This window comes from Stenotrophomonas mexicanensis, assembly GCF_032911605.1.
Lineage (GTDB): Bacteria > Pseudomonadota > Gammaproteobacteria > Xanthomonadales > Xanthomonadaceae > Stenotrophomonas > Stenotrophomonas maltophilia_A.
In genome coordinates this window covers 1-25784 of sequence record NZ_JAWJTG010000003.1, presented here as the reverse complement: position 1 = coordinate 25784, position 25784 = coordinate 1, and the positions used below count along the sequence as shown (strand labels likewise).

Genomic DNA, 25784 nt, shown 5'->3' with positions numbered 1-25784 from the left:
TGCCGGCCAGCGGCCAGCACGACCCATGACGATCCGCAGGGTTGCCCGCAACCCTCCTGCAACCCAGACTCGAGCACAAGGACGCCATTGCATTGCGGCTCAAGGAGCCTTATCTCATGAAATCCACCCTCTGCCTGTTGCTTGCGAGCCTGATGACCACCACTGCCACCGCCGCCACGCCGCCCGTTCCGCCGGATGCCGCCAAGCATCCGCATGTGGTCAAGGCGCCGTTCGGCGCGACCCGCAACGACGACTATTACTGGCTGCGCGACGACAAGCGCGAGAACAAGGACATGCTGGCCTACCTGCAGGCCGAGAATGCCTATGCCGACCAGTTGCTGGCGCCGTTGAAGCCGCTGGAAGACACCCTGTACAAGGAGATCGTCGGCCGCATCAAGCAGGACGATTCCAGCGTGCCGGCGCGCGAGCGTGGCTACTGGTACTACAGCCGCTTCGAGACCGGCCAGGACTACCCGATCCACGCACGCCGCAAGGGCGGCATGGATGCCGCCGAGGAAATCCTGCTGGACGTCAACACGATGGCCGCCGGCAAGGGCTACTTCAGCGTCGGCTCGATGGAAGTCAGCCAGGACAACCAGCTGCTGGCCTGGGCCGATGACGATGTCGGTCGCCGCCAGTACACCATCCGCTTCAAGGACCTGGCTACCGGCAAGGTGCTGCCCGATGTGATCACCGGCAGCTCCGGCGACCTGGTCTGGGCCGACGACAACCGCACCGTGCTGTATGTCGAGAACGATCCGGAAACGCTGCTGACCGTACGCGTGAAGAAGCACGTGCTGGGCACCCCGGCCAGTGCCGACACCGTCGTCTACGAAGAGAAGGACGACAGCTTCTACATGGGCATCGGCCGCACCCGCGACGATCGCTTCATCACCATCGGCGTGCACAGCACCGTGTCCTCGGAAGAGCGCTACGCGCCGGCCAGCGACCCGACCACGTTCACCGTACTGGCGCCGCGCCAGCGCGATGTGGAGTACGACGCTGACCATTACGACGGCCGCTGGGTGATCCGCACCAACAACGGTGCGAAGAACTTCAAGCTGGTCACCGCACCGACCGATGCGACCTCGCGCGCACAGTGGAAGGACTGGATCGCGCATGACGATGCGGTTTTCATCGAAGGCTTCGAGCTGTTCGATGCGTACACTGCCATTGCCGAACGTTCCGAGGGCCTGGAACGCATCCGTCTGCTGTTCAAGGATGGCCGCAGCGACTACGTGAAGGCCGATGAGCCGGCGTACTCGATGGGTCTGGGCGACAACACCGAGGCCGATACGCCGTGGCTGCGCTACGTCTACACCTCGATGACCACCCCCACCACCGTGTTCGAGCTGAACACCGCCACCGGTGAGCGCCGTCAGCTGAAGGTGCAACCGGTGATCGGCTATGACGCGTCGAAGTACGAAACCGATCGTGTCTGGATCACCGCACGCGATGGCGTGAAGGTGCCGGTGTCGCTGGTCTACCGCAAGGGCTACCAGAAGGATGGCAAGGGCGCGCTGTTCCAGTACGCCTATGGCAGCTACGGCATGTCGATGGATCCGTACTTCAACCAGACCGCGGTGAGCCTGCTCGATCGTGGCGTGGTGTATGCCATCGCCCATATCCGTGGCGGCCAGGAGATGGGCCGCGACTGGTACGAGAACGGCAAACTGCTGCACAAGCAGAACACCTTCAACGACTTCATCGACGTCACCCGCGGCCTGGTCGCACAGGGCTGGGCGGCGAAGGATCGCGTCGCCGCGTCCGGCGGCAGCGCCGGTGGCCTGCTGATGGGCGCCGTGGCCAACCAGGCGCCGCAGGACTACCGGGTGATGGTGGCGCAGGTACCGTTTGTCGACGTGGTCACCACCATGCTCGACCCGACCATTCCGCTGACCACCAACGAATACGACGAGTGGGGCAACCCCGAGCAGAAGCAGTATTACGACTACATGCTGTCCTACTCGCCCTACGACAACGTGAAGCAGCAGGCGTACCCGGCGCTGTTCGTGGGCACCGGTCTGTGGGATTCGCAGGTGCAGTACTGGGAGCCGGCCAAGTGGGTGGCCAAGCTGCGTGACGACAACACCGGCCATTACCCGATCCTGTTCCGCACCAACATGGAAGCCGGCCACGGCGGCAAGTCGGGGCGCTTCCAGCGCTACCGTGAACTGTCCGAGTCGTACGCGTTCGTGCTGCAGCAGCTGGGCATCGCCCAGCCGTAATGGTGCAGGGGTGCCGGGCGTTGCCTGGCATCCCGAACCGGTATCCTTGCGGCCATGAGCCAGCCCGACCCCTCCGCATCCCGCGATGCTGCCACGCCACCGCGCGTGGTGCGTTTCCGCTGGGCGTGGTGGCTGCTGGCCTACGTCAGCCTGGGCACCGGTATCGTCGGCATCTTCGTGCCGGGCCTTCCCACCACCGTATTCATCCTGATCTCGGCCTGGGCTGCCTCGCGTGGTTCCGAGCGCCTGCACAACTGGCTGCTGCAGCACCCGCGCTTCGGCCCGGCCATTGCCAACTGGCAGGCATACGGGGCGGTCAGCCGCTACGGCAAGTGGATGGCCACGATCACCATGGCAGTGTGCGCCGGCATCATGCTGTGGTGCGTGCCGATCGCCTGGGTGAAGTGGTTCTCGATCGGCAGCATGACCATGGTGGCGATCTGGCTGTGGACCCGGCCGCTGCCGCCGCCTGCAGATTGAGCGCCTGCGGTGGTGCCGGCCGCTGGCCCGCAACCCGATCCCCTGCACCAACCGCTCAGCCGCCAATGGCTATACTCGGGGTATGAAGATCCCCCATCGAAACGCCATCCTGATTCCGCTGGCAGCGGCCTCGCTGCTGCTCCTCGCCGCCTGCGGCAACAAGGGCCCGCTGGTACTGCCGCAGAAGCCGGTGCCGGTGGAAGAAACCGTCGAGCCGGTTGCCGAGCCCGCTACCGAAGCGACCCCGGCGCAGACCCAGGGCAGCGCCACGCCGGCCACGACCGTGGACCCGGCTGCACCGACCACGCAACCGGCGCCTGCGCCTGCGAAGAAGGTGGGCGGCGGGAATGAGTAAGGCCGGTTCCAAGGCCCTGCGCTTCAGCAAGATGCATGGCGCGGGCAATGATTTCGTAGTGATCGACCTGCGTGACGGCAGCGCGCCGCCCCCGCCTCAACTGGCCGCGCGCCTGGCCGACCGCCACACCGGCGTCGGCTGCGACCAGATCCTGACCATCGAAGCGCCGCGCGCGGAAGGCTCGGTGGCGTCGTACCGCATCTGGAATGCCGACGGTTCCAACTCCGAGCAGTGCGGCAACGGCGCGCGCTGCATCGCGGCCTGGCTGATGCGTGAGGGCAGTGCGCAGGGGGATCAGTTCGTCATCGACAGCCCGCTGGCCAGTCATGAGGTGAAGGCCCTGGGCGATGGCCAGTTCGCGGTGACCATGGGCGTGCCTGCGTTCGAGCCGGTCAACGTGCCGCTGGTGGGCTTCGCCCATGCACGCGAGGAGTACCTGCTGCCGTTGCAGGGCGAGAGCATACGCTTCGCCGCGGTGTCGATGGGCAATCCGCACGCGGTGATCGAAGTGGGCCTGATCGATGCAGCACCGGTCGAGCGCGTCGGTTCGCTGCTGCAGCAGCATGCCTCGTTCCCGCGCTCGGTGAACGTGGGTTTTGCCCAGGTGATGGGCCCGGCGCATGCACGTCTGCGTGTGAATGAACGTGGCGTCGGCGAAACCCTGGCCTGCGGCAGCGGCGCCTGCGCCGCTGCGGTGACCCTGATGCAGCGTGGCCGCCTGCAGCGCGATGCGCGCATCAGCCTGCCCGGGGGGGACCTGCGCATCCAGTGGCCGGGCGATGGCCAGCCGGTGGTGATGGCCGGCCCGACCGCATTCGTCTTCGAAGGGGAGTGGATCGCATGACCGAAACCGTCGACAAGCTCGGGGCCCATGAAGTCGCTGCCTGGTTGCGGCGACATCCCGGCTTCCTCAAGCAGTTCCCGGACCTGGCCCTGACCCTGGTGGTGCCACGCGACGACGGCCCGACCGCGTCGCTGGCCAGCTACCAGCTGGAAGTGCTGCGCGAGAAGAACCGCGAGCTGGCACGACGGTTGGCCGATCTGGGTGCCACCGCCCAGGTCAATGAACGCCTGGCAGTGCGCACGCATCAGCTGACCCTGGCGCTGATGAAGCAGGACACCGCCGCCGACACCCTGCGTGCGATGGCAGCGTCGCTGCAGGAAGATTTCGCCGGCGACCTGGTGCGATTGGTGGTGCACACACCGGTGGCCGGGCTGGAACAGGCCGACTGGCTGCAGGTGATCGCCGCGGACGATCCGCAGCTGGGCCCGTTCCGCGATTGCCTGAACGACGGCGAGCCGATCTGCGGCCGCCTGCAGCCGGAAAAGAATGCCGTGCTGTATGGCGTGCGCAGCGAAGAAGTGCAGACCACCGCGCTGCTGCCGTTGCCGGGTGTGGGCCTGATTGCCGTGGGCAGCCACGACCCGAACCGCTTCTACCCGGGCATGGGCACGCTGTTCCTGCGCATGATGGGCGATGCGTTGGCCACCGGCCTGAAGCGCTTCCCGGGCTGAGCAGGATACGACGATGAGCGCGGTACAGGCCTTCCTGCAGCATCTGCAGGTAGAGCGGCGGATGTCGGCACATACGCTCGACGCCTACCGCCGCGACCTGGACGCGCTGTCGGCCTGGGCCGAGCCGCGCGGTGTTGCGGTGGAAGCACTCGATGCCGAGGCGCTGCGCCAGTTCGTTGCCGATGAGCACCGCAGAGGCCTGTCACCCAAAAGCCTGCAGCGCCGCTTGTCGGCCTGCCGCAGCTTCTACGCCTGGCTGCTCAAGCACGGGCGCATCGAGGTCAGTCCGGCGGCGACGCTGAAGGCGCCGCGTGCGCCGCGCCGGTTGCCGCAGGTGCTTGACGCCGACGAAGCCGTGCAGCTGGTCGAGCTGGAACCGGAAGGTGAGCTCGGCCGCCGTGACCGCGCGCTGCTGGAACTGTTCTATTCCTCTGGCCTGCGTCTGAGCGAAGTCTGCGCGTTGACCTGGCGCGACCTGGATTTCGACAGCGGCCTGGTCAACGTGCTGGGCAAGGGCAACCGCCAGCGTCGCGTGCCGTTCGGCCGGCCGGCGCGCGAAGCGCTGCAGGCGTGGCGTGCGGAAAGTGGCGGCGGCCCGGCCTCGCCGGTGTTTCCCGGTCGCAACGGGCCGATCAGCCAGCGTGCGGTGCAGATCCGCATCCGCCAGCTGGCGCAGCGCCAGGGCCTGTTCAAGCACGTGCATCCGCACATGCTGCGGCACAGTTTTGCCAGCCACATCCTGGAATCGTCCGGTGACCTGCGTGGCGTGCAGGAACTGCTTGGCCATGCCGACATCGCAACCACCCAGATCTACACCCACCTTGATTTCCAGCACCTGGCCAAGGTCTACGACGCCGCGCATCCACGTGCGAAGCGGCGCAGCAAGGACGACAAGGCTGAATAGAACGCCCTTGATCTGGATCAGGGCAGGGCGGGCGCTACCGGCGCATCGTGGCCGCAGGCCACGAGGACACCGCCACCATGGCGAAGCCCATACCGTTGCATCCCAAACACCCCGAGCGCATCTGCTGGGGCTGCGACCGCTACTGCGCGGCTGACGCCCTGGCCTGCGGCAATGGCTCCGGGCGCACCCAGCATCCGATCGAGACGCAGGGTGAAGACTGGTACCTCGCCTGGGGCATCGAGCCGAATCCGGACCGGCCGTCGCAGGCCAAGCGCTGAACGGCAGGCGTTCCACGTTCGGGCGGCGGGGTCCGCGCGCATTGCGATGCGCTCGTTAAAAGGGCGCCCTCTTCCCATAGGGCGCCGCCAAGCGCTGAACGGCAGCCATCCGCGCAGGCTTGATCGCACCCGGCGCTGTCCCCATGTCCCGGGAACAGCTATCGGAGGCCGCATGGACCCCAGTCAGAATCCCAACGTTTTCCACGCCACCACCATCGTCTGCGTCCGTCGCGGCGAGCACGTGGCCATTGCCGGCGACGGCCAGGTCACGCTGGGCCACACCGTGATGAAGGGCAATGCGCGCAAGGTGCGCCGCCTCGGCCGAGACGGCCAGGTGCTGGCCGGCTTCGCCGGTGCCGCCGCCGATGCCTTCACCCTGTTCGAGCTGTTCGAGGCCAAGCTGGAAAAGCACGGCCAGCTGCAGCGCGCTGCGGTCGAACTGGCCAAGGATTGGCGCACCGAGCGCCGCCTCGGCAAGCTTGAGGCCCTGCTGGCGGTGGCCGACAAGGAAACCTCGCTGATCATCAGCGGCACCGGTGATGTGATCGAGCCGGAGGACGGCATCATCGCCATCGGTTCCGGTGGTTCCTATGCACTGTCGGCCGCGCGCGCACTGATGGCGCACACCGAACTGGATGCGCGCACCATTGCCAGCGAAGCGATCGGCATTGCCGGCGACATCTGCATCTACACCAACCGCAACGTGGTGGTCGAGGAGCTGTAAGGGTCGTGCCGGCCGCTGGCCGGCAACCTCATGATCCCCCGCACGCGTGCCTGGTTGCCGGCCAGTGGCCGGCACTACCGACAATGAATCCGTGAGCACATCCATGTCGAAGATCGAAGTTTCCTCCGCCACCATGACCCCGCGCGAGATCGTGCAGGAACTGGACCGGCATATCGTGGGCCAGCACGACGCCAAGCGCGCCGTGGCCATTGCCCTGCGCAACCGCTGGCGCCGCATGCAGCTGGTGCCCGAGCTGCGCAATGAAGTGATGCCGAAGAACATCCTGATGATCGGCCCGACCGGCGTCGGCAAGACCGAGATCGCGCGTCGACTGGCCACCCTGGCCAACGCACCGTTCGTGAAGGTCGAAGCCACCCGCTTCACCGAAGTCGGCTACGTCGGCAAGGACGTCGAGCAGATCATCCGCGACCTGGCCGATACCGCGGTCAAGCTGTACCGCGAACAGGCCAAGGTGCGCGTGCGTACCCAGGCCGAGGAGCGCGCCGAAGACCGCATCCTCGATGCGCTGCTGCCGCGCCGCAGCGGTGGCATCGGTTTCGATCCGGAAGTCGCCCGCAACGAGCCGTCGGCGCAGGACAACGAGACCCGCATCAAGTTCCGCAAGATGCTGCGCAACGGTGAGCTGGACGAGCGCGAGATCGAGCTCGACCTGGCTGCCAACGTCAGCATGGACATCATGACCCCGCCGGGCATGGAGGAAATGGGCCAGCAGCTGAAGTCGATGTTCGCCAACCTCGGCGGCGGCGCCAAGGCGCACAAGCGCACGCTGACCATCAAGGCCGCGCGTCCGCTGCTGATCGAGGAAGAAGCCGGCAAGCTGGTCAACGAGGACGACATCCGCACTGCCGCGATCGAGGCCTGCGAGCAGCACGGCATCGTCTTCATCGACGAGATCGACAAGGTCGCCAAGCGTGGTGACAACGTCGGTGGTGGCGACGTGTCGCGCGAAGGCGTGCAGCGCGACCTGCTGCCGCTGGTGGAAGGCTCCAACGTGTCGACCAAGTACGGCACGATCAAGACCGACCACATCCTGTTCATTGCTTCGGGCGCGTTCCATCTGGCCAAGCCCAGCGACCTGATTCCGGAGCTGCAGGGCCGCTTCCCGATCCGCGTGGAGCTGGGTGCGCTGAGCAAGGGTGATTTCGTGCGCATCCTGACCGAGCCGAAGGCCGCGCTGACCAAACAGTACGAAGCGCTGCTGGCCACCGAAGGCGTCAAGGTCAGCTTCACTGCCGACGCCATCGATCGTCTGGCCGAGATCGCCTTCCAGGTGAACGAGCGCCAGGAGAACATCGGTGCCCGTCGCCTGCATACGGTGCTGGAGCGGCTGCTGGATTCGCTCAGCTACGAGGCACCGGACCGCGACGGCGAAACCCTGGCCATCGACAGCGCTTACGTCGATGCACATCTGGGTGAGCTGGTGCAGGACCCGGACCTGAGCCGCTACATCCTGTAACGCCCGACGCTGCAAAGCATGAGGCCGCCGAAAGGCGGCCTTCTGCTTTGGCAGTCAGCGCGAGTGCCGTGTGCGGTAGGCCTGCAGCACCTGGTCGATCACCGCACTGGTGCGGGCGGCGCTGATGCCGTTGGATGGTGAGTGGCCGTTGCCGCGTAGCTCGTCCACCAGAGTGGCGATCAACGGCTGCTGGATCGACGGCGGGTTCGGGATGTCGAACGCCTGCACGCCCGCTTCCGTCTCCAGAACCACCGGAACGTCCTCGAAGGTGGCAAAGCGCAGTTGTCCGCGATCGCCGGTGATTTCGATTTCATCCTGGCGGCGGAACGCGCAGAAGCTCCATTGGGCGATGCCGTGCGCCCCCGTCCCGGTGCGGAAGCACATCGAGACGCTGTCCTCGGCGACGTAGGCGCCGGTCAACGAGCTGGCCAGGCCACGCACATCGCTCAGCGGCCCCAGCAGATGGTCCAGCAGGTCCAGGGTATGCGAGCCCAGATCGACGAACAGCCCGCCGCCGGCGATCGCCGGGTTGGTCCGCCAGAAGTCCGGCGATGTGGCATTCGCCGAATGCGGCCGGTGCAGGGTGGCGCGCACGCTGCGCGGTGTGCCGATCGCGCCGCTGTCCAGCAGCTGCTTCACCTGCGCGAAGCGGGGCAGGGCGCGACGGTAGTAGGCCACGAACACCGGCACGCCGCTGCGCGCGCTGGCTTCAATGATGCGCTGGCACTCGCCGTGGTCCATGGCCATCGGCTTTTCGATGTAGACCGGCTTGCCCGCGGCAATCGCCTGCAATGCGTAGTGCATGTGCGTGGAGGGCGGCGTCGCAACATAGATCGCGTTCACTTCCGGGTCGGCGATGAGTGCATCGGCGTCCGCGTACCAGCGGGGAATCGCATGGCGCCGCGCATAATCCTCGGCCAACGCCGCATTGCGGCGCATGACCGCCGCCACCCGTGAGCCCGGCGTGTTGGCCAGGGCCGGCCCGCTCTTCTTCTCGGTGACGCTGCCGCAGCCGATGAAGCCCCACACCACGTTGTCCAGGATCATGGGTCCGTCCTCAGATGAGTGTCGCGGTGGCGGCAGCAGCTCTACTCACGCTTCGGGCAGCGGCTCGGGCACCGTCCCGGGCACGAACACGCCTTCTTTCACGTAGGCGGCCAGGGTCATGTCCAGCGCAAGCATGCCGTCGCGCTTGAGGTCCATCAGTTCCGGTTCGACCATCGCGCCATGCAGTACGCCCAGCACAGTGGCGTGCAGCATGCGCGCGGCGATCTTCGGGTCCGCGCCTTCGCGCAGCTGGCCCAGGTCCTGGGCCCGGCGCAGGGCGCGCTCCATCCGGTCCAGCGCATCGCGGAAGCCGGCCTGCTGCATTTCGGTCAGCACCTTGGTATCGGCCGAGGCGTCACTGCGCAGCATGATCTCCATGGTCTTGCGCAGGCGTTCGTCCTCGGACAGCTCGATGAACGAGTGGATCATCACTGCGCGCAGGTCGTGCACCGGTGTGTCGCGCTGGTCGGTGGAGGTGCGCTCCAGTTCCTGCATGAAGGGCAGGTGCACCCGTTCGACGATCGCGGCCAGCACCTCGCTCTTGTTCTTGAAGTGCCAGTACACCGCGCCACGGGTATAGCCGGCGCGGGCGCCGATCATCTCCAGCGTGGTACGGGCCACGCCGTGTTCATGGAAGCAGGCTTCGGCGGCGTCAAGGATGCCTTCCCGGGTTGCCTGGGTGTCCTCTTTGGTCTTGCGGGCCATGGGTGTGGGTACGAGTGCGGGTGAAACGTGGCTGAATTGTACCGGTTTACAAACAAACAAGCATGTATGTATATTTCGCACCCATCATTCCCGTCGTGTGCGTGGCAGGCCCGTCCGGCTCCCACTCCACCCGGGTGGGCGCTGTTCGCACGGTCTTCACCTTCGCTGGTGGAGGGTCCGCCGTATCAGCGCTGGCTGAGACCCTTTCCTTCAAGAGCCTTTCCGTCATGTTGCTGAGCCGAATCCGACCCTTTGCACTGTCGCTGGCAATCGCCGCGACCGTGGCTGCCTGCGGCGGCCAACCCCAGGCCCCCGAACAGGGCCCGGGTGACGTCACCGTGGTCACGCTGAAGTCCGAGACCGTGGGCCTGACCCGCGAGCTGCCGGGCCGTACCAACGCCTTCCTGGTCGCCGAAGTGCGTCCGCAGGTCAACGGCATCGTCGCCAAGCGCCTGTTCACCGAGGGCGGCATGGTCAAGGCTGGCGAGCCGCTGTACCAGATCGAGGACGCCAGCTACCGCGCACAGGCCAACAGTGCCCGTGCCCAGCTGGCGCGTGCCGAGGCCACCGCCAACGCCGCGCGCCTGAGCGCCAAGCGCATCACCGAGCTGGCCAAGGTCGATGCGGTCAGCCAGCAGGACCTGGAAAACGCGGTGGCCGCGCAGAAGCAGGCCGAGGCTGACGTCGGTGCCGCCAAGGCCGCGCTGGATGCGGCCAACGTCACTCTGGGCTACGCCCGCATCACCGCGCCGATCAGCGGCCGCATCGGCAAGTCCAGCGTCACCCAGGGTGCGCTGGTCAGCGCCGGCCAGGCCAATGCGCTGGCCACCGTGCAGCAGCTGGACCCGATCTATGTCGACCTGACCCAGTCCTCGGCCGAGCTGCTGCAGCTGCGCCGCGAGCTGGCCGCGGGCCGCCTGCAGGACAACCAGACGCTGCCGGTCAGCATCCTGATGGAAGACGGCAGCACCTTCGAGCACAAGGGCACGCTGGAGTTCTCCGAAGTCAGCGTCGACCCGGCCACTGGCAGCTTCGGCCTGCGCGTGAAGGTGGACAATCCGGACGGCCTGCTGATGCCGGGCACGTACGTGCGCGCGGTGATCGGTGGCGGCGTGCGCAGCGATGCAGTGCTGGTGCCGATGGCCGGCATCGCCCGCGATCCGAAGGGTGACACCTCCGCGATGGTGGTCGACAAGGACAACAAGGTCGAAGTGCGCCCGGTCAAGGTCAGCCGCACGGTTGGCGACAAGTGGCTGGTCGAGGACGGTCTGAAGGCCGGCGACAAGGTCATCGTCGAAGGCCTGCAGAAGATCGGCCCCGGCATGCCGGTCAAGGCCACCGAGAAGGGCGCTGCGCCGGCCAAGCCGGCAGCCGCCGCCCAGCCTGCCGCTCCGGCCGGCGACGCGAAGTAAGCGGAGAACCCCATGGCACGCTTTTTCATCGATCGACCCATCTTTGCATGGGTGATCGCCATCATCATCATGCTCGCCGGCGGCCTGGCCCTGTTCAAGCTGCCGGTCTCGATGTACCCCAACGTCGCACCGCCGGCGGTGGAAATCAGCGCCACCTATCCGGGTGCATCGGCCAAGGTGGTCGAGGACTCGGTGACGCAGATCATCGAGCAGAACATGAAGGGCCTTGATGGCCTGATCTATTTCTCCTCCAACAGTTCGTCCAACGGCCAGGCCACCATCACCCTGACCTTCGAGAGCGGCACCAACCCGGACATCGCCCAGGTGCAGGTGCAGAACAAGCTGCAGCTGGCCATGCCGCTGCTGCCGCAGGAAGTGCAGCGGCAGGGCATCAACGTGGCCAAGTCCAGCTCGGGCTTCCTGAACGTCATCGCGTTCGTGTCCGAGAACGGCAGCATGGACGCCAACGACATCGCCGACTACGTCGGTTCCAATGTCGTTGACCGTCTGAGCCGCGTGCCGGGCGTGGGCAACATCCAGGTGTTCGGTGGCAAGTACGCCATGCGTATCTGGCTGGACCCGAACAAGCTGCACACCTACGGCCTGTCCGTTGCGGAAGTGACCGCAGCAGTCAAGGCACAGAACGCCCAGGTGGCCATCGGCCAGCTCGGCGGCGCGCCGTCGATCAAGGGCCAGCAGCTCAACGCCACCATCAATGCGCAGTCGCGCCTGCAGACCCCGGAACAGTTCCGCAACATCATCGTGCGCGGTGCGCAGGACGGTGCCGAGCTGCGCCTGGGCGATGTCGCCCGTGTCGAACTGGGTGCAGAGTCCTACGACTTCGTCACCCGCTACAACGGCCAGCCGGCCAGCGGCCTGGCGGTCACCCTGGCCACCGGCGCCAACGCGCTGGATACCGCGGCCGGCGTGGATGCCGCGCTGCAGGACATGAAGAGCTTCTTCCCGGCCGGCCTGAAGGCCGAGATCCCGTACGACACCACCCCGTTCGTGCGCGTGTCGATCAAGGGCGTGGTGCAGACCCTGATCGAAGCGATCGTGCTGGTGTTCGTGGTGATGTACCTGTTCCTGCAGAACTTCCGCGCCACCCTGATCCCGACCATCGCCGTGCCGGTGGTGCTGCTGGGTACCTTCGGCGTGCTGGCGATGCTGGGCTTCTCGGTGAACATGCTGACCATGTTCGCGATGGTGCTGGCGATCGGCCTGCTGGTGGACGATGCCATCGTGGTGGTGGAGAACGTCGAGCGCATCATGTCCGAGGAAGGACTGTCGCCGCTCGAGGCCACCCGCAAGTCGATGGGCCAGATCACCGGCGCGCTGGTGGGTATCGGCCTGGTGCTGTCGGCGGTGTTCGTGCCGATGGCCTTCATGAGCGGTTCCACCGGCGTGATCTACCGCCAGTTCTCGGCCACGATCGTTTCGGCGATGGCGCTGTCGGTGCTGGTCGCGATCGTGCTGACCCCGGCGCTGTGCGCGACCATGCTCAAGCCGCTGAAGAAGGGTGAGCACCACGTCGCACACAAGGGCTGGTCCGGTCGTTTCTTCAATGGTTTCAATCGCGGCTTCGACCGCACCAGCGAAAGCTACCAGCGCGGTGTGCGCGGCATCATCCACCGTCCGTGGCGCTTCATGGGCATCGTGGCGGCACTGTTCGTGCTGATGGGCGTGCTGTTCGTGCGCCTGCCCAGCTCGTTCCTGCCCAACGAAGACCAGGGCGTGCTGATGGCGCTGGTGCAGGCGCCGGTCGGTGCCACCCAGGAACGTACGCTGGAATCGATCGCGGCACTGGAAAACCACTTCCTGCAGAACGAGAAGGATGCGGTGGACTCGGTGTTCTCGGTGCAGGGCTTCAGCTTCGCCGGTATGGGCCAGAACGCGGGCATGGCATTCGTCAAGCTGAAGGACTGGAGCGAGCGTGACGCCGACAATGGCGTGATGCCGATCACCGGTCGCGCGATGGCGGCACTGGGCCAGATCAAGGATGCCTTCATCTTCGCCTTCCCGCCGCCGGCCATTCCGGAACTGGGTACCGCGTCGGGCTACACCTTCTTCCTGAAGGACAACAGCGGCCAGGGCCACGAGGCACTGGTGGCCGCGCGCAACCAGCTGCTGGGCCTCGCCGCCGGCAGCAAGAAGCTGGCCAACGTGCGCCCGAACGGCCAGGAAGACACGCCGCAGTTCCGCATCGACATCGATGCAGCCAAGGCGACCTCGCTGGGGCTGTCGATCGACCAGATCAACGGTACCTTGGCCGCCGCATGGGGCAGCTCGTACATCGACGACTTCGTCGATCGTGGCCGCGTCAAGCGTGTGTTCGTGCAGGCCGACCAGCCGTTCCGCATGGTGCCGGAGGACTTCGATCTCTGGTCCGTGAAGAACGACAAGGGCGAGATGGTGCCGTTCAGCGCGTTCGCCACCAAGCACTGGGACTATGGTTCGCCGCGTCTTGAGCGCTACAACGGTGTGTCGGCGATGGAAATCCAGGGCGAACCGGCCCCCGGTGTCGCGTCTGGTGATGCCATGGCCGAGATCGAACAGCTGGCCAAGCAGCTGCCGGCGGGCTTCGGCATCGAGTGGACGGCGATGTCCTACCAGGAACGCCAGGCCGGCTCGCAGACGCCGCTGTTGTACACGCTGTCGCTGATGATCGTGTTCCTGTGCCTGGCCGCGATGTATGAAAGCTGGAGCGTGCCGACCGCGGTGCTGCTGGCGGCCCCGCTGGGTATCCTCGGCGCGGTGCTGGCCAACACCTTCAAGGGCCTGGAGCGCGACATCTACTTCCAGGTGGCGATGCTGACCACGGTGGGCCTGACCAGCAAGAACGCGATCCTGATCGTCGAGTTCGCCAAGGAAAACCTGGAGAAGGGGGCCAGCCTGATCGAGTCGATCATGCACGCCGTGCGCGACCGCTTGCGCCCGATCGTGATGACCTCGCTGGCCTTCGGCATGGGCGTGGTGCCGCTGGCAATCTCCACCGGTGCCGGCTCCGGTGCCAAGCAGGCGATCGGCACCGGTGTGCTCGGCGGCATGATCGTCGGCACCGTGCTCGGCGTGTTCTTCGTGCCGCTGTTCTTCGTGGTGGTGCAGCGCGTGTTCAAGCGCAAGTCCACGACGTGACCTGAAACGGTAGTGCCGGCCGCTGGCCGGCACCTACTGCCCGCGTGATGTGAATCCAACGAGGTTGCCGGCCAGCGGCCGGCACTACCTCCTGCCATCCGGCAGTACCGATGGAAGTCATTCCCATGAAAAGTGCATCCCTGTTCCTTTCCATTGCCGCCTCGCTCGCGCTCGCCGGCTGCTCCACCCTGGTGCCGAAGAACACCGCCGTTGCTCCGGCCATTCCGGCGCAGTGGCCGGCCGAGGCCGCGCAGGGCGAGGTGGCCGATGTCGCCGCCGTCGGCTGGCGCGACTTCTTCACCGATGCGCGCCTGCAGCAGGTGATCGACCAGTCGCTGCAGAACAACCGCGACCTGCGCGTGGCCGTACTCAACGTTGAACGCGCGCGCGGCCAGTACCGCGTACAGCGCGCCGACCGTGTGCCCGGCGTGGCAGTCACCGGCCAGATGGACCGCCGTGGTACCGACGCCGGTGTCACCGAGCAGTTCACCGCCGGTGTCGGCGTAGCCGAGTTCGAGCTGGATCTGTTCGGCCGCGTGCGCAATCTCAGTGAAGCGGCGCTGCAGCAGTACTTCGCCGTGGCCGCCAACCGCCGCAACGCGCAGCTGAGCCTGGTGGCCGAGACCGCCACGGCGTGGCTGACCTACGGGGCTGATGCGCAGCGGCTGAAGATCGCCGATGCCACGCTGAAGACCTACGAGGATTCGCTGCGCCTGGCCGAGGCCCGCCACGAGCGTGGTGGCAGTTCGGCGCTGGAGCTGACCCAGACCCGTACCCTGGTCGAGACCGCACGTACGGATGCTGCACGCCTGCGCGGGCAGTTGGCCCAGGACCGCAACGCTCTGGCTCTGCTGGCCGGCGGCCAGTTGGATCCGGCACTGCTGCCGGACAGCATCGAACCGCAGCTGCTGGCACTGGCACCGCCGCCGGCCGGCCTGCCCAGCGACGTGTTGCTGCAGCGCCCGGACATCATGGCCGCCGAACACCAGCTGCTGGCGGCCAACGCCAACATCGGTGCGGCACGCGCGGCGTTCTTCCCGAGCATCTCGCTGACCGGCAGCATCGGTAGTGGTTCGAGCGAATTGTCCAACCTGTTCGACAGTGGCACCCGCGTGTGGAGCTTCCTGCCGAAGATCACGCTGCCGATCTTCCAGGGCGGCAAGCTGCGCGCCAATCTGGCCATCGCCAATGCGGACCGTGACATCGCGCTGGCGCAGTACGAGAAGTCGATCCAGGTGGGCTTCCGCGAAACCGCCGATGCGCTGGCGTTGAACGTCAGCCTGGATGAGCAGGTGAGTTCACAGCAGCGCCTGGTGGAAGCGGCCGAACAGGCCAACCGCCTGTCGCAGGCACGCTACGACGCTGGCCTGGACAGCTTCGTGACCCTGCTTGATGCGCGCCGTACCGCCTACAACGCGCAGCAGACCCAGCTGCAGGCGCAGCTGGCCCAGCAGGCCAACCGCATCACCCTGTACAAGGTGCTGGGCGGCGGCTGGCACGAGCGCGGGTAAGCAGTGCTTCTGGTAGGTGCCAACCTTGGTTGGCACGAATGCGTCAGCTCAGGCGGCTGACCCTGTGCCAACCAAGGTTGGCACCTACCTGGAGATCGAGGGTAATGCCGGCCGCGGGCCGGCATTGTCATTTCAGGAACTGCTACACCGCTTCATCGTCGCGCCGCGCTGCATGGCAGGCGCGCACACGCGCCAGCGCGTCGCCAGCTTCGCGCGCCATCTGCTCGTACTCGCGCCGGATCTCTTCCAGCCGCTCCTCGTCCAGTTCTTCCAGATCCAACAGTTCGTTGTTGGCTTCGGCCGTCGCGCGGATCAGCTCGTCCAGCTTGATCTGCATCGCGGCGGTATCTGCGTTCTGCGTGTGCTGGATCAGGAACACCATCAGGAAGGTGATGATGGTGGTACCGGTGTTGATCACCAGCTGCCAGGTGTCGTTGAAACCGAATACCGGGCCACTGATGCCCCAGATCACCACGATCGCTACCGCAGCCAGGAAGGTCCACGGCGAACCGGTGGCGGCCGCGGCCTTCTTGGCGATCGTATTGAACAGGTTGCGTGCTTTCATCGTCGTCGTCCCACTCAGGTGACGAGGATGATCGGCGGTGGCTCGTGCAGGGGCCGTGCAGCTCAGGCGCGCAGGCGCGGGGCGTCCTGCAGGCGCACCGGGCTGGTCTGGTAGACGTGCTGCCAGCAACGGTCGACGAATTCGCGGGCCTGGGCTTCGCTCAGGCGCGGCATGATCTGCAGGGCGTACTGGGTCTGGAACATCTCGTCGCGCTGCGCATTGCTGGCGCGCGGCTGGGTGATCAGCGAATCACAGGCGAACTTGATCCACGGCACGTAGGAGCCGAACGAGTTGTGCGGTAGTGCGCCGTCGGCATGCTGGCGGCGCCAGTGGTCAAGCTCGGCGTCAACGTTGATGACCGGGGGAATGGTGGGGACTTCAGCGTGCATGACAATCCAGTTCGGTTGAGTGGAAAGGGAGTGGGGGTTCATCCGAGTGTGGCCGATGCGGCAGTGGAAGCCGCGTCAGCGCGATGTGCAGCCGGCGTTGCGATTGCCTATCAGTTGCGCATGCTCGACCGCGCCGAGGTCTTCGGCCATGTCGGCCATTGCATTGCACAGGCGCTCATGGTCGAGCGGGTGGCCGCGCACCAGTTCCAGCTGCAGGCCCTGGTAGGCGGTCCAGAACAGGGCGCCACGCTGGTGCAGCGCATACTGCTGCTGCAGGCGCTTGCGAATGGCGTCGAGGATCGGGTCGGGCGTGGGGCGTACGGCGTGCGCGCACATGGCTGGCTCCGCCGGGGAAGGAAGTCCCGGTAACCCCACCCTAGGCGCGGCAGCGGGGTGGGGTGTTACCGCAGCGTGTGCATGCAGCGCTGCTGACTGTGCACAGGTTCACGGCATTGGCCGCAAACGCTGCCGGCACTAAGGCGTGCCGGCACTGAAGCGTTCATTAAGCGGGTTCAACAGCACACTGCGTGGTGATCATTCACCGATGTCTTCGTTCCAGATCTCCGGGTACTGCGCAATGAAGCCGCCCAGCAGGTCCACGCATTCCTGGCTGTCCAGGTCGATCACGTTGACGCCGTTTTCGCGCAGCCAGTCGATGCCACCCTGGAAGGTGCGCGATTCGCCCACCACCACGGTGCCGATGTTGAACTGGCGCACCAGGCCCGAGCAGTACCAGCACGGCGCCAGGGTGGTGACCATGATGGTGTCCTGGTAGCGGCGCTGGCGGCCGGCCTTGCGGAACGCATCGGTTTCGCCGTGCACCGACGGGTCGCCTTCCTGCACGCGGCGGTTGTGGCCGCAGCCGAGCAGGCGGCCGTCGTTGTGGTACAGCGCCGCGCCGATCGGCACGCCGCCTTCGGCCAGGCCCTGGCGGGCTTCGGCGATGGCGGTCTGCAGCAGGGCCTGGTAGTCGGGCGTGGTGATCATGCGGGGCTCCGGTAAGTCGTGGCCCGCCATGATACGGGCAGGGGGTGCCGCTGGCCCCCGGCGGTGCGATAATCGGGGCCATGAGCGAATCCCCCTACAAAGCCGGTACCACCCATTTCGGGTTCCGCGACGTCGCCGCCAAGGACAAGCAGAAGCTGGTCGGCCAGGTGTTCACCTCGGTCGCGCGCAACTACGACCTGATGAACGACCTGATGAGCCTGGGCGTGCACCGGGCGTGGAAGCGCTACTACGTGGCCACCGCGCAGGTGAAGCCGGGCGACCGCGTGCTCGATCTGGCCGGCGGCACCGGCGACATCGCCGCCCTGCTGAAGGAGCGCGTCGGCGCCGAGGGCTCGGTGGTGCTGGGCGACATCAACGCCGGCATGCTGTCGGTCGGCCGTGACCGCCTGACCAACCGCGGCCTGGTGCTCGGCCTGGACTATGTGCAGTGCAACGCCGAAGCCCTGCCGTTCCCGGACAACAGCTTCGACCTGGTGACCATTGCCTTCGGCCTGCGCAACGTGACCGACAAGGACGCCGGCCTGCGCGAGATGTACCGCGTGCTGAAGGTCGGCGGCCAGGCCCGCGTGCTGGAGTTCTCCGAAGTCACCGCCGACTGGTTCAAGCCGATCTACGACTTCCACTCGTTCAAGATCCTGCCGAAGCTGGGCAAGCTGTTCGCCAACGATTCGGACAGCTACCAGTACCTGGCCGAGAGCATCCGCAAGCACCCGCCGCAGGAAGAGCTGAAGGCGATGATGGGGCAGGCCGGCTTCGAGCGCTGCCACTACAAGAACCTGACCGGCGGCATCGTTTCGATCCACTCCGGCTACAAGCTGTAGTTCCTGCTCTGGTAGGTGCCAACCTTGGTTGGCACACGCCTGCACCGGGCGCTGACACATCCGTGCCAACCAAGGTTGGCACCTGCCTGTAGAAGCCGACCTTGGTTGGCATGCGCCCGAGGCGCAGGATCGGCCCCGGCTGCCATTACCCCGCACCGCGCAACGCCTGCGGGGCCGGAGGGAGTTACCATTGGGGATCTGATCCCCGTAACGGTCCCGATTCATGCGTAATCCGCTGATGCTCCTTCCGCTGGCCGTGGCCCTGGCCGCCGGCTGCTCCCAGGAGGCGGCTGCACCCGCCGCCGCCCCGACTGCCGAAAAGGCCCCCGCCGCTCCCGTGAACGCCGAAAACCGCAGCCACGACGAAAGCTCGTACGCCGAGCCGGACAAGGTCGTCATCAAGGACATCGCGCTGGACCTGAAGCTGGACTTCGACCAGAAGCAGATCGGCGGCACCGCCACCTACACCCTGGAATGGAAGCAGAAGGATGCCAAGCAGCTGGTGCTCGACACCCGCGAGCTGACCGTGTCCAAGGTCGAGGCCGTCGCCGCCGATGGCGCGCGCAGCCCGCTGAAGTTCGAGCTGGCCGCCGCTGACAAGGTGTTCGGCAGCAAGCTGACCATCGAGGCCCCGGAACAGCCGGCCAAGGTGGAAGTGACCTACCACACCGCGCCGACCGCATCGGGCCTGCAGTGGCTGGCACCGTCGATGACCGAGGGCAAGAAGCTGCCCTTCATGTTCAGCCAGTCGCAGGCCATCCACGCCCGTTCCTGGGTGCCGCTGCAGGACACCCCGAGCGTGCGTTTCACCTACAGCGCGCACGTGGTCTCGCGCCCGGACGTGATGGTGCTGATGAGCGCCGACAACGATCCGAAGGCCGCGCGTGACGGTGACTACACCTTCAAGATGCCGCAGCCGATTCCGTCCTACCTGCTGGCCATCGCTGCCGGTGACCTGGTATTTGAGCCGATCTCCGGCCGCTCCGGCGTCTGGGCCGAGCCGACCATGGTCAACAAGGCCGCCAAGGAATTCGAAGACACCGAGAAGATGATCGGTGCCGCCGAGAAGCTGTACGGCGAATACCGCTGGGGCCGCTACGACATGCTGGTGCTGCCGCCGTCGTTCCCGTTCGGCGGCATGGAGAACCCGCGCCTGACCTTCGCCACCCCGACCGTGATCGTCGGTGACAAGTCGCTGGTCTCGCTGGTCGCCCACGAACTGGCGCACAGTTGGTCCGGCAACCTGGTGACCAACGCCAGCTGGAAGGACATCTGGCTCAATGAAGGCTTCACCACCTACGTCCAGGGCCGCATCACCGAAGCTCTGTACGGCAAGGAAATGGCCGAGATGGAGAAGCAGATCGACCAGACCGACCTGCTGGCCGAAGTGAAGGACATGAGCCCGGCCGACCAGGCGCTGGCGCTGCCGCCGCTGAACGAGCGTGACCCCGACGAAGCCCTGAGCCAGGTCGCCTACGTCAAGGGTTCGTGGTTCCTGGAATTCCTGGAGCAGCGCTTCGGCCGCGAAACCTTCGATCCGTTCCTGCGTGGCTGGTTCGATGACCACGCCTTCCAGAGCGCGAACACCGACCAGTTCGTCGAGTACCTGAAAAAGAACCTGCTGCCGAAGAATCCGTCGGCAGTGACCGATGCCGAACTGAAGGCGTGGCTGGACGAGCCGGGCATCCCGGCGTTCGCGGCCAAGGCGCAGTCGCGCAACTTCAGCAGCGTCGATACCGCGCGCATCGCGTTTGCCAGCGCCGGCACCGTGCCGAGCAGCCAGGTCATCGCCGACTGGAGCACGCAGGAATGGGTGCGCTTCATCGACGGCCTGGGCGCGACCCAGCCGCTGGACAAGCTGGCCACGCTGGACAAGGCCTTCCACTTCACCGGCACCCCGAATGGCGAGATCGCCATGCGCTGGTACCCGCTGGCGATCCGCAGCGGTTACGAGCAGGCCAACGAAGGGGCCGCTGCGTTCATCGAGCGCGTCGGCCGTCGCAAGCTGATCCTGCCGATCTACGCCGAACTGGTGAAGACCCCGAAGGGTCTGGAGCTGGCCAAGCAGGCCTTCGAGAAGGCCAAGCCGGGCTACCACCCGATCACCACCGCCTCGGTCCAGGACATGCTGGCCAAGGCCGAAGCCAAGTAAGAAAACGCGCCGGGTATCCCCCGGCGCTTTTTTTGTAGAGTCGAGCTTGCTCGACTGGCTCTTCAACAGCAGTCGAGCAAGCTCGACTCTACAGATATGCGAAAACACGAAGGACCTCCGCCATGAAACGACTGATCCTGCTCACCGCCTGTACGCTGGCCCTGACCGCCTGCAGCAACCCCGAGGAAGAGCGCAAGGCGCAGGAAGCCGCCGCTGCCGCCGTGCAGGCACAGAAGGAAGTCAAGGCCGAAGACGTGGCCAAGCAGTACGACATGGCCGTGGCCGCACAGGACTGGGAGCGTGCGCGCCTGCATGGCGCCTCGCTGCTGGACCAGTACAAGGACACCGCCGCCGCCGAGCGCATCGCCGCCGGCTTCGACGAGGTCAAGGCCAAGGGCGATGCTGCGCGCGACCTGCGCCGCATGCAGGCACTGTGGCAGTACAACCAGATCCCGGTGGGCAACAAGGGCAACCAGGTTTCGGCGCAGATCTACAGCAAGGAACGGGTGGACGTGGATGGCAGCGGTGCCAAGCCGGTGCAGCTGGTGTTCCGCGATCATCCGGAGTGGAAGCGGCATGCCTACCTGGTGCTGCAGGCCGGCGATTTCCGTTGCCCGCAGTGCACGGTGAAGGTGACCGTGGACGACGGCAAGCCGATTTCCATGGCGGCCTGGCGCCCGAAGACCGATGAAGCCATCGCGCTGTTCATCACCGACCAGAAGGCGCTGTGGAAGCTGGCGCGCAAGGGCAAGTCGATCAGCATCGAGTTCCCGGTCAAGGCCGGCGGCACGCGTACCGCCGTGTTCGAAACCGGTGGTGTCGACGCCAGCCGCATGCCGCAGTGGTGGCAGTGATGGTTGCGGCGGGCAGCGCAGTGCACGCGTTGTCCGCGATCCGGCACTGGGTGTTCGACATGGACGGCACGCTGACGGTGGCCGTGCATGACTTCGCCGCGATCCGCCGCGCGCTGCAGATCGCCGCGGAGGAAGACATCCTCGACCACATCGCGGCGCTGCCGGATGCACCGGCGCAGGCCAAGCGTGAGTGGCTGCTGGATCACGAGCGCACGCTGGCCGAGGACGCGCTGCCGGCGCCGGGTGCGGTGAAGCTGCTGCGCGCGCTGGCGGCGGCGGGCTGCCGGCTGGGCATCCTGACCCGCAACGATCATGCGCTGGCGAAGCTGACCCTGGACGCGATCGGGGTCGGGGAACTGTTCGACGATGCCGACATCATCGGCCGCGATGAAGCGGTGCCCAAGCCGTCGCCGGATGGCCTGCAGCAGCATCTTCGACGCTGGGGAATCGGGGCTGCGGAGGCGGTGATGGTCGGAGACCACGCCTATGACCTGGAGTGCGGGCGCGCCGCGGGCACCCACACCGTGCTGGTCAACCTGCCGGAGAACCCGTGGCCGGGCAGTGCCGACTGGCATTTCGCTGATTGCCGCGACCTGTTGGCCGCCTGGCAGCAGAAGGGGTAGTGCCGGCCGCTGGCCGGCAGTGTCGACCAAGGCCGACACCTACCAAGGCACAGCGTGTCGACCAAGGTCGACACCCACCGAGCGGGTGCGCGGGCAGTTCGGTTTACGCGCCCAGCGCGTAACCGAACTGCTGCTTGAACTGCTCGTTGAACTCATCGAAGGTGAAACGCTGGTTCTGCGTGCCCGGGTGCTCGACCTTCAGTGCGCCCATCAGGTTGCCCATGCGGCCGATGGTTAGCCAGTCGTAGCCCTTCTGGATGCCGTAGATCAGGCCGGCGCGGAAGGCGTCGCCACAGCCGGTCGGGTCGACCACGCGGCGCTCGTGCGCCGGGGGGATGTCGTAGCTCTTTTCCGGGGTGTGGATGACCGCGCCCTTCGGGCCACGGGTGGTGATGTAGGCCTTGACCCGGCTGACGATCTCCTTCTCGTCCCAACCGGTGCGTTCCTGCAGCAGGTTCGACTCGTAGTCGTTGACCACCACGTAGTCGGCCTGCTCGATGAACTCGCGCAGCTCCGGGCCGTTGAACAGCGGCATGGCCTGGCCCGGGTCGAAGATGAACGGAATGCCGTCTTCGTGGAATTCCTGCGCGTTCTGGATCATCCCTTCGCGGCCGTCCGGGCCGACCAGGCCCAGGGTCACGCCCGGTACGCCACGCACGTGGTTTTCGTAGGAGCGCATCATCGCGCCCGGGTGGAAGGCGGTGATCTGGTTGTTGTCGTGGTCGGTGGTGATGAACGCCTGCGGGGTGAACAGCTCATCGATCACGCGCACGCGCGACAGGTCGATGCCCAGGCCGTCGAAGTATTCGCGGTACGGACCGAAGTCCGAACCCACGGTGCCCATCGGGATCGGCTGGCCGCCCAGCAGGTGCAGGTTGTAGGCGATGTTGCCGGCGCAGCCGCCGAACTCGCGGCGCATGCGCGGCACCAGGAAGGACACGTTCAGGATGTGCACCTTGTCCGGCAGGATGTGATTCTTGAACTGGTCCGGGAACACCATGATGGTGTCGAAGGCAAGAGAACCACAGATCAGAGCGGACATCGATGTAAGCCTATGCGGTGAATTTTGGGGTGGGCCAGCCCGGTTCGGCGGGCAAGCAAACGGCGCCCTTGGGCGCCCGACGGCGCAAAGGTTACCCGCTGGTGCCGCTCAGGGCCAGAACCGGGTGAGACCCGATCAGGCCGAAAGCCTGTGAAGACGCGGGTTCAGCTAGTTTTTTCCTTGCTCGGCGGCAGGCGGGTTGCTAGGCTTGTCGGCCTCGATTTCTGCCCATTTTTTCGCCATCCCGCGGCGGGCACGACACCCCTCAGGACTCCTTCCTCAGATGTTCAAGAAACTCCGTGGCATGTTCTCCAACGACCTGTCCATCGACCTGGGCACGGCCAACACCCTCATCTACGTGCGCGGGCAGGGGATCGTGCTGAACGAGCCATCGGTCGTGGCCGTGCGTCAGGACCGTGCCATTGGTGGTACCCGCTCGGTGGCAGCCGTAGGCGCCGAAGCCAAGCAGATGCTTGGCCGTACCCCGGGCCACATCACCACCATCCGCCCGATGAAGGACGGCGTCATCGCCGACTTCACCTACACCGAGGCGATGCTCAAGCACTTCATCAAGAAGGTGCACAAGTCGCGCGTGCTGCGCCCGAGCCCGCGCGTGCTGGTCTGCGTGCCGGCCGGCTCGACCCAGGTCGAGCGCCGCGCGATCAAGGAATCGGCCGAGGAAGCCGGTGCCCGTGATGTGTTCCTTATCGAAGAGCCGATGGCCGCCGCGATCGGCGCCGGCATGCCGGTTACCGAAGCCCGTGGCTCGATGGTCATCGACATCGGCGGCGGCACCACCGAGGTGGCGGTGATCTCGCTCAACGGCATCGTCTATTCGGCCTCGGTCCGCATCGGCGGCGACCGCTTCGACGAGTCGATCACCAACTACGTGCGCCGCAACCACGGCATGCTGATCGGCGAAGCCACCGCCGAGCGCATCAAGGTCGAGCTGGGCTGCGCCTACCCGCAGGCGGAAGTGATCGAGATGGAAATCTCCGGCCGCAACCTCGCCGAGGGCGTGCCGAAGATGATCAAGATCAGCTCCAACGAGGTGCTCGAGGCCCTGCACGAGCCGCTGTCGGGCATCGTCAGCGCGGTCAAGCTGGCGCTGGAGCAGACCCCGCCGGAACTGTGCGCCGACGTCGCCGAGCGCGGCATCGTGCTGACCGGTGGTGGCGCCCTGCTGCGTGACCTGGACCGCCTGATTTCCGAGGAAACCGGCCTGCACGTGCAGGTGGCGGACGATCCGCTGACCTGCGTGGCCCGCGGCGGTGGCCGTGCGCTGGAGCTGGTCGACATGCACGGCAACGAGTTCTTTGCGCCGGAATAAGCCGTCCCGGCTGCCTGCGCCCGCAGCGCCCCTCCGGGGTGCGGCCCACCATGAGGGTAGGCCGGCACCGGCGGGGCGTCCGCGTGTTTCCCTTCCGCCTTCTGCCAGTTGAATCGTTGCCGTGCCGCCCTACGCCGGACCTCCCGTTGCTTCCCGATCCGGTGATGCCGCCAGCCCGCTGCGTCTGCTGGCTTATCTCGCACTGGCCATCACCCTGATCGTGCTTGACGACCAGGCCGGCTGGCTTGCGCAGCTGCGCGGGCAGGCCAACAGCCTGGTGCAGCCGGTATGGGCACTGGCGGGACTGCCGGGCAAGCTCGGCAACCAGGTCAAGGACTCGGCGGCCAGCCACGGCCAGCTGGTCAACGAGAACCGTGAACTGCGCAACCAGCTGCTGCTGGCCAACGCCCGCCTGACCCGCCTGCAGACCGCCGCGTTGGACAACGCCCAGCTGCGTGAACTGCTGAACGTGGCCGAGCGCAGTGGCCTGGACGTGCAGCTGGCGCCGATCCTGGACATCGACCTGGATCCGGTGAAGCAGCGCCTGGTGCTCGACGCCGGCAGCCGCGAAGGCGTGCACGTCGGCCAGGCGGTGATCGATGCCGGCGGTCTGATGGGCCAGGTGATCAGCGTCACTGGCGGTACCTCCACCGTGCTGCTGCTGACCGACCCCGACCATGCCGTGCCGGTGACGGTGGCCCGCAACGGCGTTCGCCTGATCGTCTACGGCCGCGGCGACAAGCTGGAACTGCGCGACATCCCGCTCAGCGCCGGCGTGGAGGTGGGCGATGAGATCGTCACCTCCGGCCTCGGTGGCCGCTTCCCGGCCGGGTTCCCGGTCGGCACCATCACCGGCCTGCGCCCGGACGACACGCACGCCTTCCTGGTCGGCGAACTGAAGCCGGCGGCGCAGCTGGACCGCGGCCGCGACGTGCTGCTGCTGCGCCCGGGCGCGGCAATTCGCTTGCCTGCGGCCAGCGAACTGTCGCCGACTGCACCTTCGGTGCAACCTGCCCCCGCATCCTCCCTTACCCCCGCGCCTTCGGCGCGCCCCCTTGAACAACAAGGGGGCTCCACTCCAGCCAGCTCCACGGTAGTGCCGGCCGCTGGCCGACAACCGACTCCGTCTTCGACGAAGCCGGTTGCCCCGGCATCCTCCCTTGACCCCGCGCCGTCGGCGCGCCCCCTTGAACAACAAGGGGGCTCCACTCCAGCCAGCTCCACGGTAG

At 66.5% G+C, this 25784-nt stretch carries 25 protein-coding genes; 18 read left to right on the top strand and 7 right to left on the bottom strand.

The genetic code is table 11. From position 1 onward, the window contains the following. Positions 1 to 116 precede the first annotated feature (116 nt). The 9 genes from R1L06_RS02620 to hslU all read left to right on the top strand — a co-directional run bounded on the left by R1L06_RS02620 (position 117) and on the right by hslU (position 7961). Positions 117 to 2228, top strand: coding sequence for a S9 family peptidase (locus R1L06_RS02620; RefSeq protein WP_317216856.1), 2112 nt, complete (start codon positions 117 to 119; stop codon positions 2226 to 2228). 54 nt (positions 2229 to 2282) lie between these two features. Beyond that, entirely contained in the window at positions 2283 to 2708 is a 426-nt protein-coding gene (locus R1L06_RS02615) for a YbaN family protein (protein WP_317216855.1), read from the top strand. An 82-nt stretch (positions 2709 to 2790) separates the two neighbouring features. Continuing rightward, positions 2791 to 3063: an LPS translocon maturation chaperone LptM gene (gene lptM, locus R1L06_RS02610; RefSeq protein WP_317216854.1), complete on the top strand. Its 273-nt coding sequence runs from the start codon at positions 2791 to 2793 to the stop codon at positions 3061 to 3063. After that, positions 3056 to 3907 (top strand): diaminopimelate epimerase, encoded by an 852-nt coding sequence (gene dapF, locus R1L06_RS02605; RefSeq protein WP_317216853.1) that lies wholly within the window; start codon positions 3056 to 3058, stop codon positions 3905 to 3907. The genes lptM and dapF overlap by 8 nt, the downstream gene beginning before the upstream one ends. After that, the gene (locus R1L06_RS02600; protein ID WP_317216852.1) at positions 3904 to 4578 is read left to right on the top strand and encodes a DUF484 family protein; all 675 of its coding nucleotides are present in this window, start codon (positions 3904 to 3906) and stop codon (positions 4576 to 4578) included. The genes dapF and R1L06_RS02600 overlap by 4 nt, the downstream gene beginning before the upstream one ends. A 13-nt stretch (positions 4579 to 4591) precedes the next feature. Then, positions 4592 to 5482, top strand: a complete 891-nt coding sequence (xerC, locus tag R1L06_RS02595; RefSeq protein ID WP_317216851.1) for a tyrosine recombinase XerC — start codon at positions 4592 to 4594, stop codon at positions 5480 to 5482. A gap of 77 nt (positions 5483 to 5559) precedes the next feature. Beyond that, positions 5560 to 5760 (top strand): DUF3079 domain-containing protein, encoded by a 201-nt coding sequence (locus R1L06_RS02590; RefSeq protein ID WP_032129030.1) that lies wholly within the window; start codon positions 5560 to 5562, stop codon positions 5758 to 5760. Between the two features lie 172 nt (positions 5761 to 5932). Then, positions 5933 to 6484: an ATP-dependent protease subunit HslV gene (hslV, locus tag R1L06_RS02585; RefSeq protein ID WP_005411093.1), complete on the top strand. Its 552-nt coding sequence runs from the start codon at positions 5933 to 5935 to the stop codon at positions 6482 to 6484. Positions 6485 to 6587: 103 nt separating this feature from the next. After that, the gene (gene hslU / locus R1L06_RS02580; RefSeq protein WP_014038532.1) at positions 6588 to 7961 is read left to right on the top strand and encodes an ATP-dependent protease ATPase subunit HslU; all 1374 of its coding nucleotides are present in this window, start codon (positions 6588 to 6590) and stop codon (positions 7959 to 7961) included. A 54-nt stretch (positions 7962 to 8015) separates the two neighbouring features. Here the strand turns inward: hslU and R1L06_RS02575 are convergent, their stop codons facing one another. Both R1L06_RS02575 and smeT read right to left on the bottom strand, forming a co-directional pair. After that, the gene (locus R1L06_RS02575; protein ID WP_317216850.1) at positions 8016 to 9008 is read right to left on the bottom strand and encodes a Gfo/Idh/MocA family protein; all 993 of its coding nucleotides are present in this window, start codon (positions 9006 to 9008) and stop codon (positions 8016 to 8018) included. A 45-nt stretch (positions 9009 to 9053) separates the two neighbouring features. Continuing rightward, positions 9054 to 9713, bottom strand: coding sequence for an efflux transporter SmeDEF transcriptional repressor SmeT (smeT, locus tag R1L06_RS02570; protein ID WP_032129009.1), 660 nt, complete (start codon positions 9711 to 9713; stop codon positions 9054 to 9056). A 227-nt stretch (positions 9714 to 9940) separates the two neighbouring features. On the opposite strand from smeT, the gene smeD reads away from it, so the two are divergent. The 3 genes from smeD to smeF all read left to right on the top strand — a co-directional run bounded on the left by smeD (position 9941) and on the right by smeF (position 15771). After that, complete coding sequence (gene smeD / locus R1L06_RS02565) at positions 9941 to 11125, top strand: multidrug efflux RND transporter periplasmic adaptor subunit SmeD (RefSeq protein WP_154264460.1); 1185 nt, start codon at positions 9941 to 9943, stop codon at positions 11123 to 11125. Between the two features lie 12 nt (positions 11126 to 11137). Then, positions 11138 to 14260, top strand: coding sequence for a multidrug efflux RND transporter permease subunit SmeE (smeE, locus tag R1L06_RS02560; RefSeq protein ID WP_049399247.1), 3123 nt, complete (start codon positions 11138 to 11140; stop codon positions 14258 to 14260). Between the two features lie 110 nt (positions 14261 to 14370). After that, positions 14371 to 15771, top strand: a complete 1401-nt coding sequence (gene smeF, locus R1L06_RS02555; protein ID WP_317216849.1) for a multidrug efflux RND transporter outer membrane subunit SmeF — start codon at positions 14371 to 14373, stop codon at positions 15769 to 15771. A 142-nt stretch (positions 15772 to 15913) separates the two neighbouring features. Here smeF and R1L06_RS02550 read toward each other — a convergent pair whose 3' ends face one another. The 4 genes from R1L06_RS02550 to R1L06_RS02535 all read right to left on the bottom strand — a co-directional run bounded on the left by R1L06_RS02550 (position 15914) and on the right by R1L06_RS02535 (position 17712). Next, on the bottom strand, positions 15914 to 16336 hold the full coding sequence (locus R1L06_RS02550; RefSeq protein ID WP_032129005.1) for a low affinity iron permease family protein: 423 nt from the start codon (positions 16334 to 16336) through the stop codon (positions 15914 to 15916). 62 nt (positions 16337 to 16398) lie between these two features. Then, a complete protein-coding gene (locus R1L06_RS02545) occupies positions 16399 to 16725 on the bottom strand; it encodes a hypothetical protein (protein WP_014038526.1) in 327 nt (108 codons plus the stop codon). A gap of 75 nt (positions 16726 to 16800) precedes the next feature. Beyond that, the gene (locus tag R1L06_RS02540) at positions 16801 to 17061 is read right to left on the bottom strand and encodes a hypothetical protein (protein WP_317216848.1); all 261 of its coding nucleotides are present in this window, start codon (positions 17059 to 17061) and stop codon (positions 16801 to 16803) included. A 198-nt stretch (positions 17062 to 17259) separates the two neighbouring features. Continuing rightward, entirely contained in the window at positions 17260 to 17712 is a 453-nt protein-coding gene (locus R1L06_RS02535) for a nucleoside deaminase (RefSeq protein ID WP_094002387.1), read from the bottom strand. 80 nt (positions 17713 to 17792) lie between these two features. Between R1L06_RS02535 and ubiE the strand changes: the two genes are divergently transcribed. The 4 genes from ubiE (at position 17793) to R1L06_RS02515 (ending at position 22183) form a co-directional block, all read left to right on the top strand. Beyond that, positions 17793 to 18554, top strand: a complete 762-nt coding sequence (gene ubiE / locus R1L06_RS02530) for a bifunctional demethylmenaquinone methyltransferase/2-methoxy-6-polyprenyl-1,4-benzoquinol methylase UbiE (RefSeq protein WP_154264453.1) — start codon at positions 17793 to 17795, stop codon at positions 18552 to 18554. Between the two features lie 223 nt (positions 18555 to 18777). Continuing rightward, positions 18778 to 20706 carry a M1 family metallopeptidase gene (locus R1L06_RS02525; protein ID WP_317216847.1) on the top strand — a complete coding sequence of 643 codons (1929 nt, stop codon included), beginning with the start codon at positions 18778 to 18780 and terminating at the stop codon, positions 20704 to 20706. Positions 20707 to 20828: 122 nt separating this feature from the next. Continuing rightward, positions 20829 to 21560, top strand: coding sequence for a hypothetical protein (locus R1L06_RS02520; protein ID WP_317216846.1), 732 nt, complete (start codon positions 20829 to 20831; stop codon positions 21558 to 21560). Further along, complete coding sequence (locus R1L06_RS02515) at positions 21560 to 22183, top strand: HAD family hydrolase (protein ID WP_317216902.1); 624 nt, start codon at positions 21560 to 21562, stop codon at positions 22181 to 22183. Before R1L06_RS02520 ends, R1L06_RS02515 begins: the two co-directional genes overlap by 1 nt. 103 nt (positions 22184 to 22286) lie before the next feature. On the opposite strand, the gene R1L06_RS02510 is transcribed toward R1L06_RS02515, so the two are convergent. After that, positions 22287 to 23225, bottom strand: coding sequence for a carbohydrate kinase family protein (locus R1L06_RS02510; protein WP_049421386.1), 939 nt, complete (start codon positions 23223 to 23225; stop codon positions 22287 to 22289). Positions 23226 to 23508: 283 nt separating this feature from the next. On the opposite strand from R1L06_RS02510, the gene R1L06_RS02505 reads away from it, so the two are divergent. After that, entirely contained in the window at positions 23509 to 24555 is a 1047-nt protein-coding gene (locus R1L06_RS02505; RefSeq protein WP_005419402.1) for a rod shape-determining protein, read from the top strand. A 121-nt stretch (positions 24556 to 24676) separates the two neighbouring features. Continuing rightward, a partial coding sequence (gene mreC, locus R1L06_RS02500) for a rod shape-determining protein MreC (protein WP_317216845.1) occupies positions 24677 to 25784 on the top strand: 1108 nt, incomplete at its 3' end.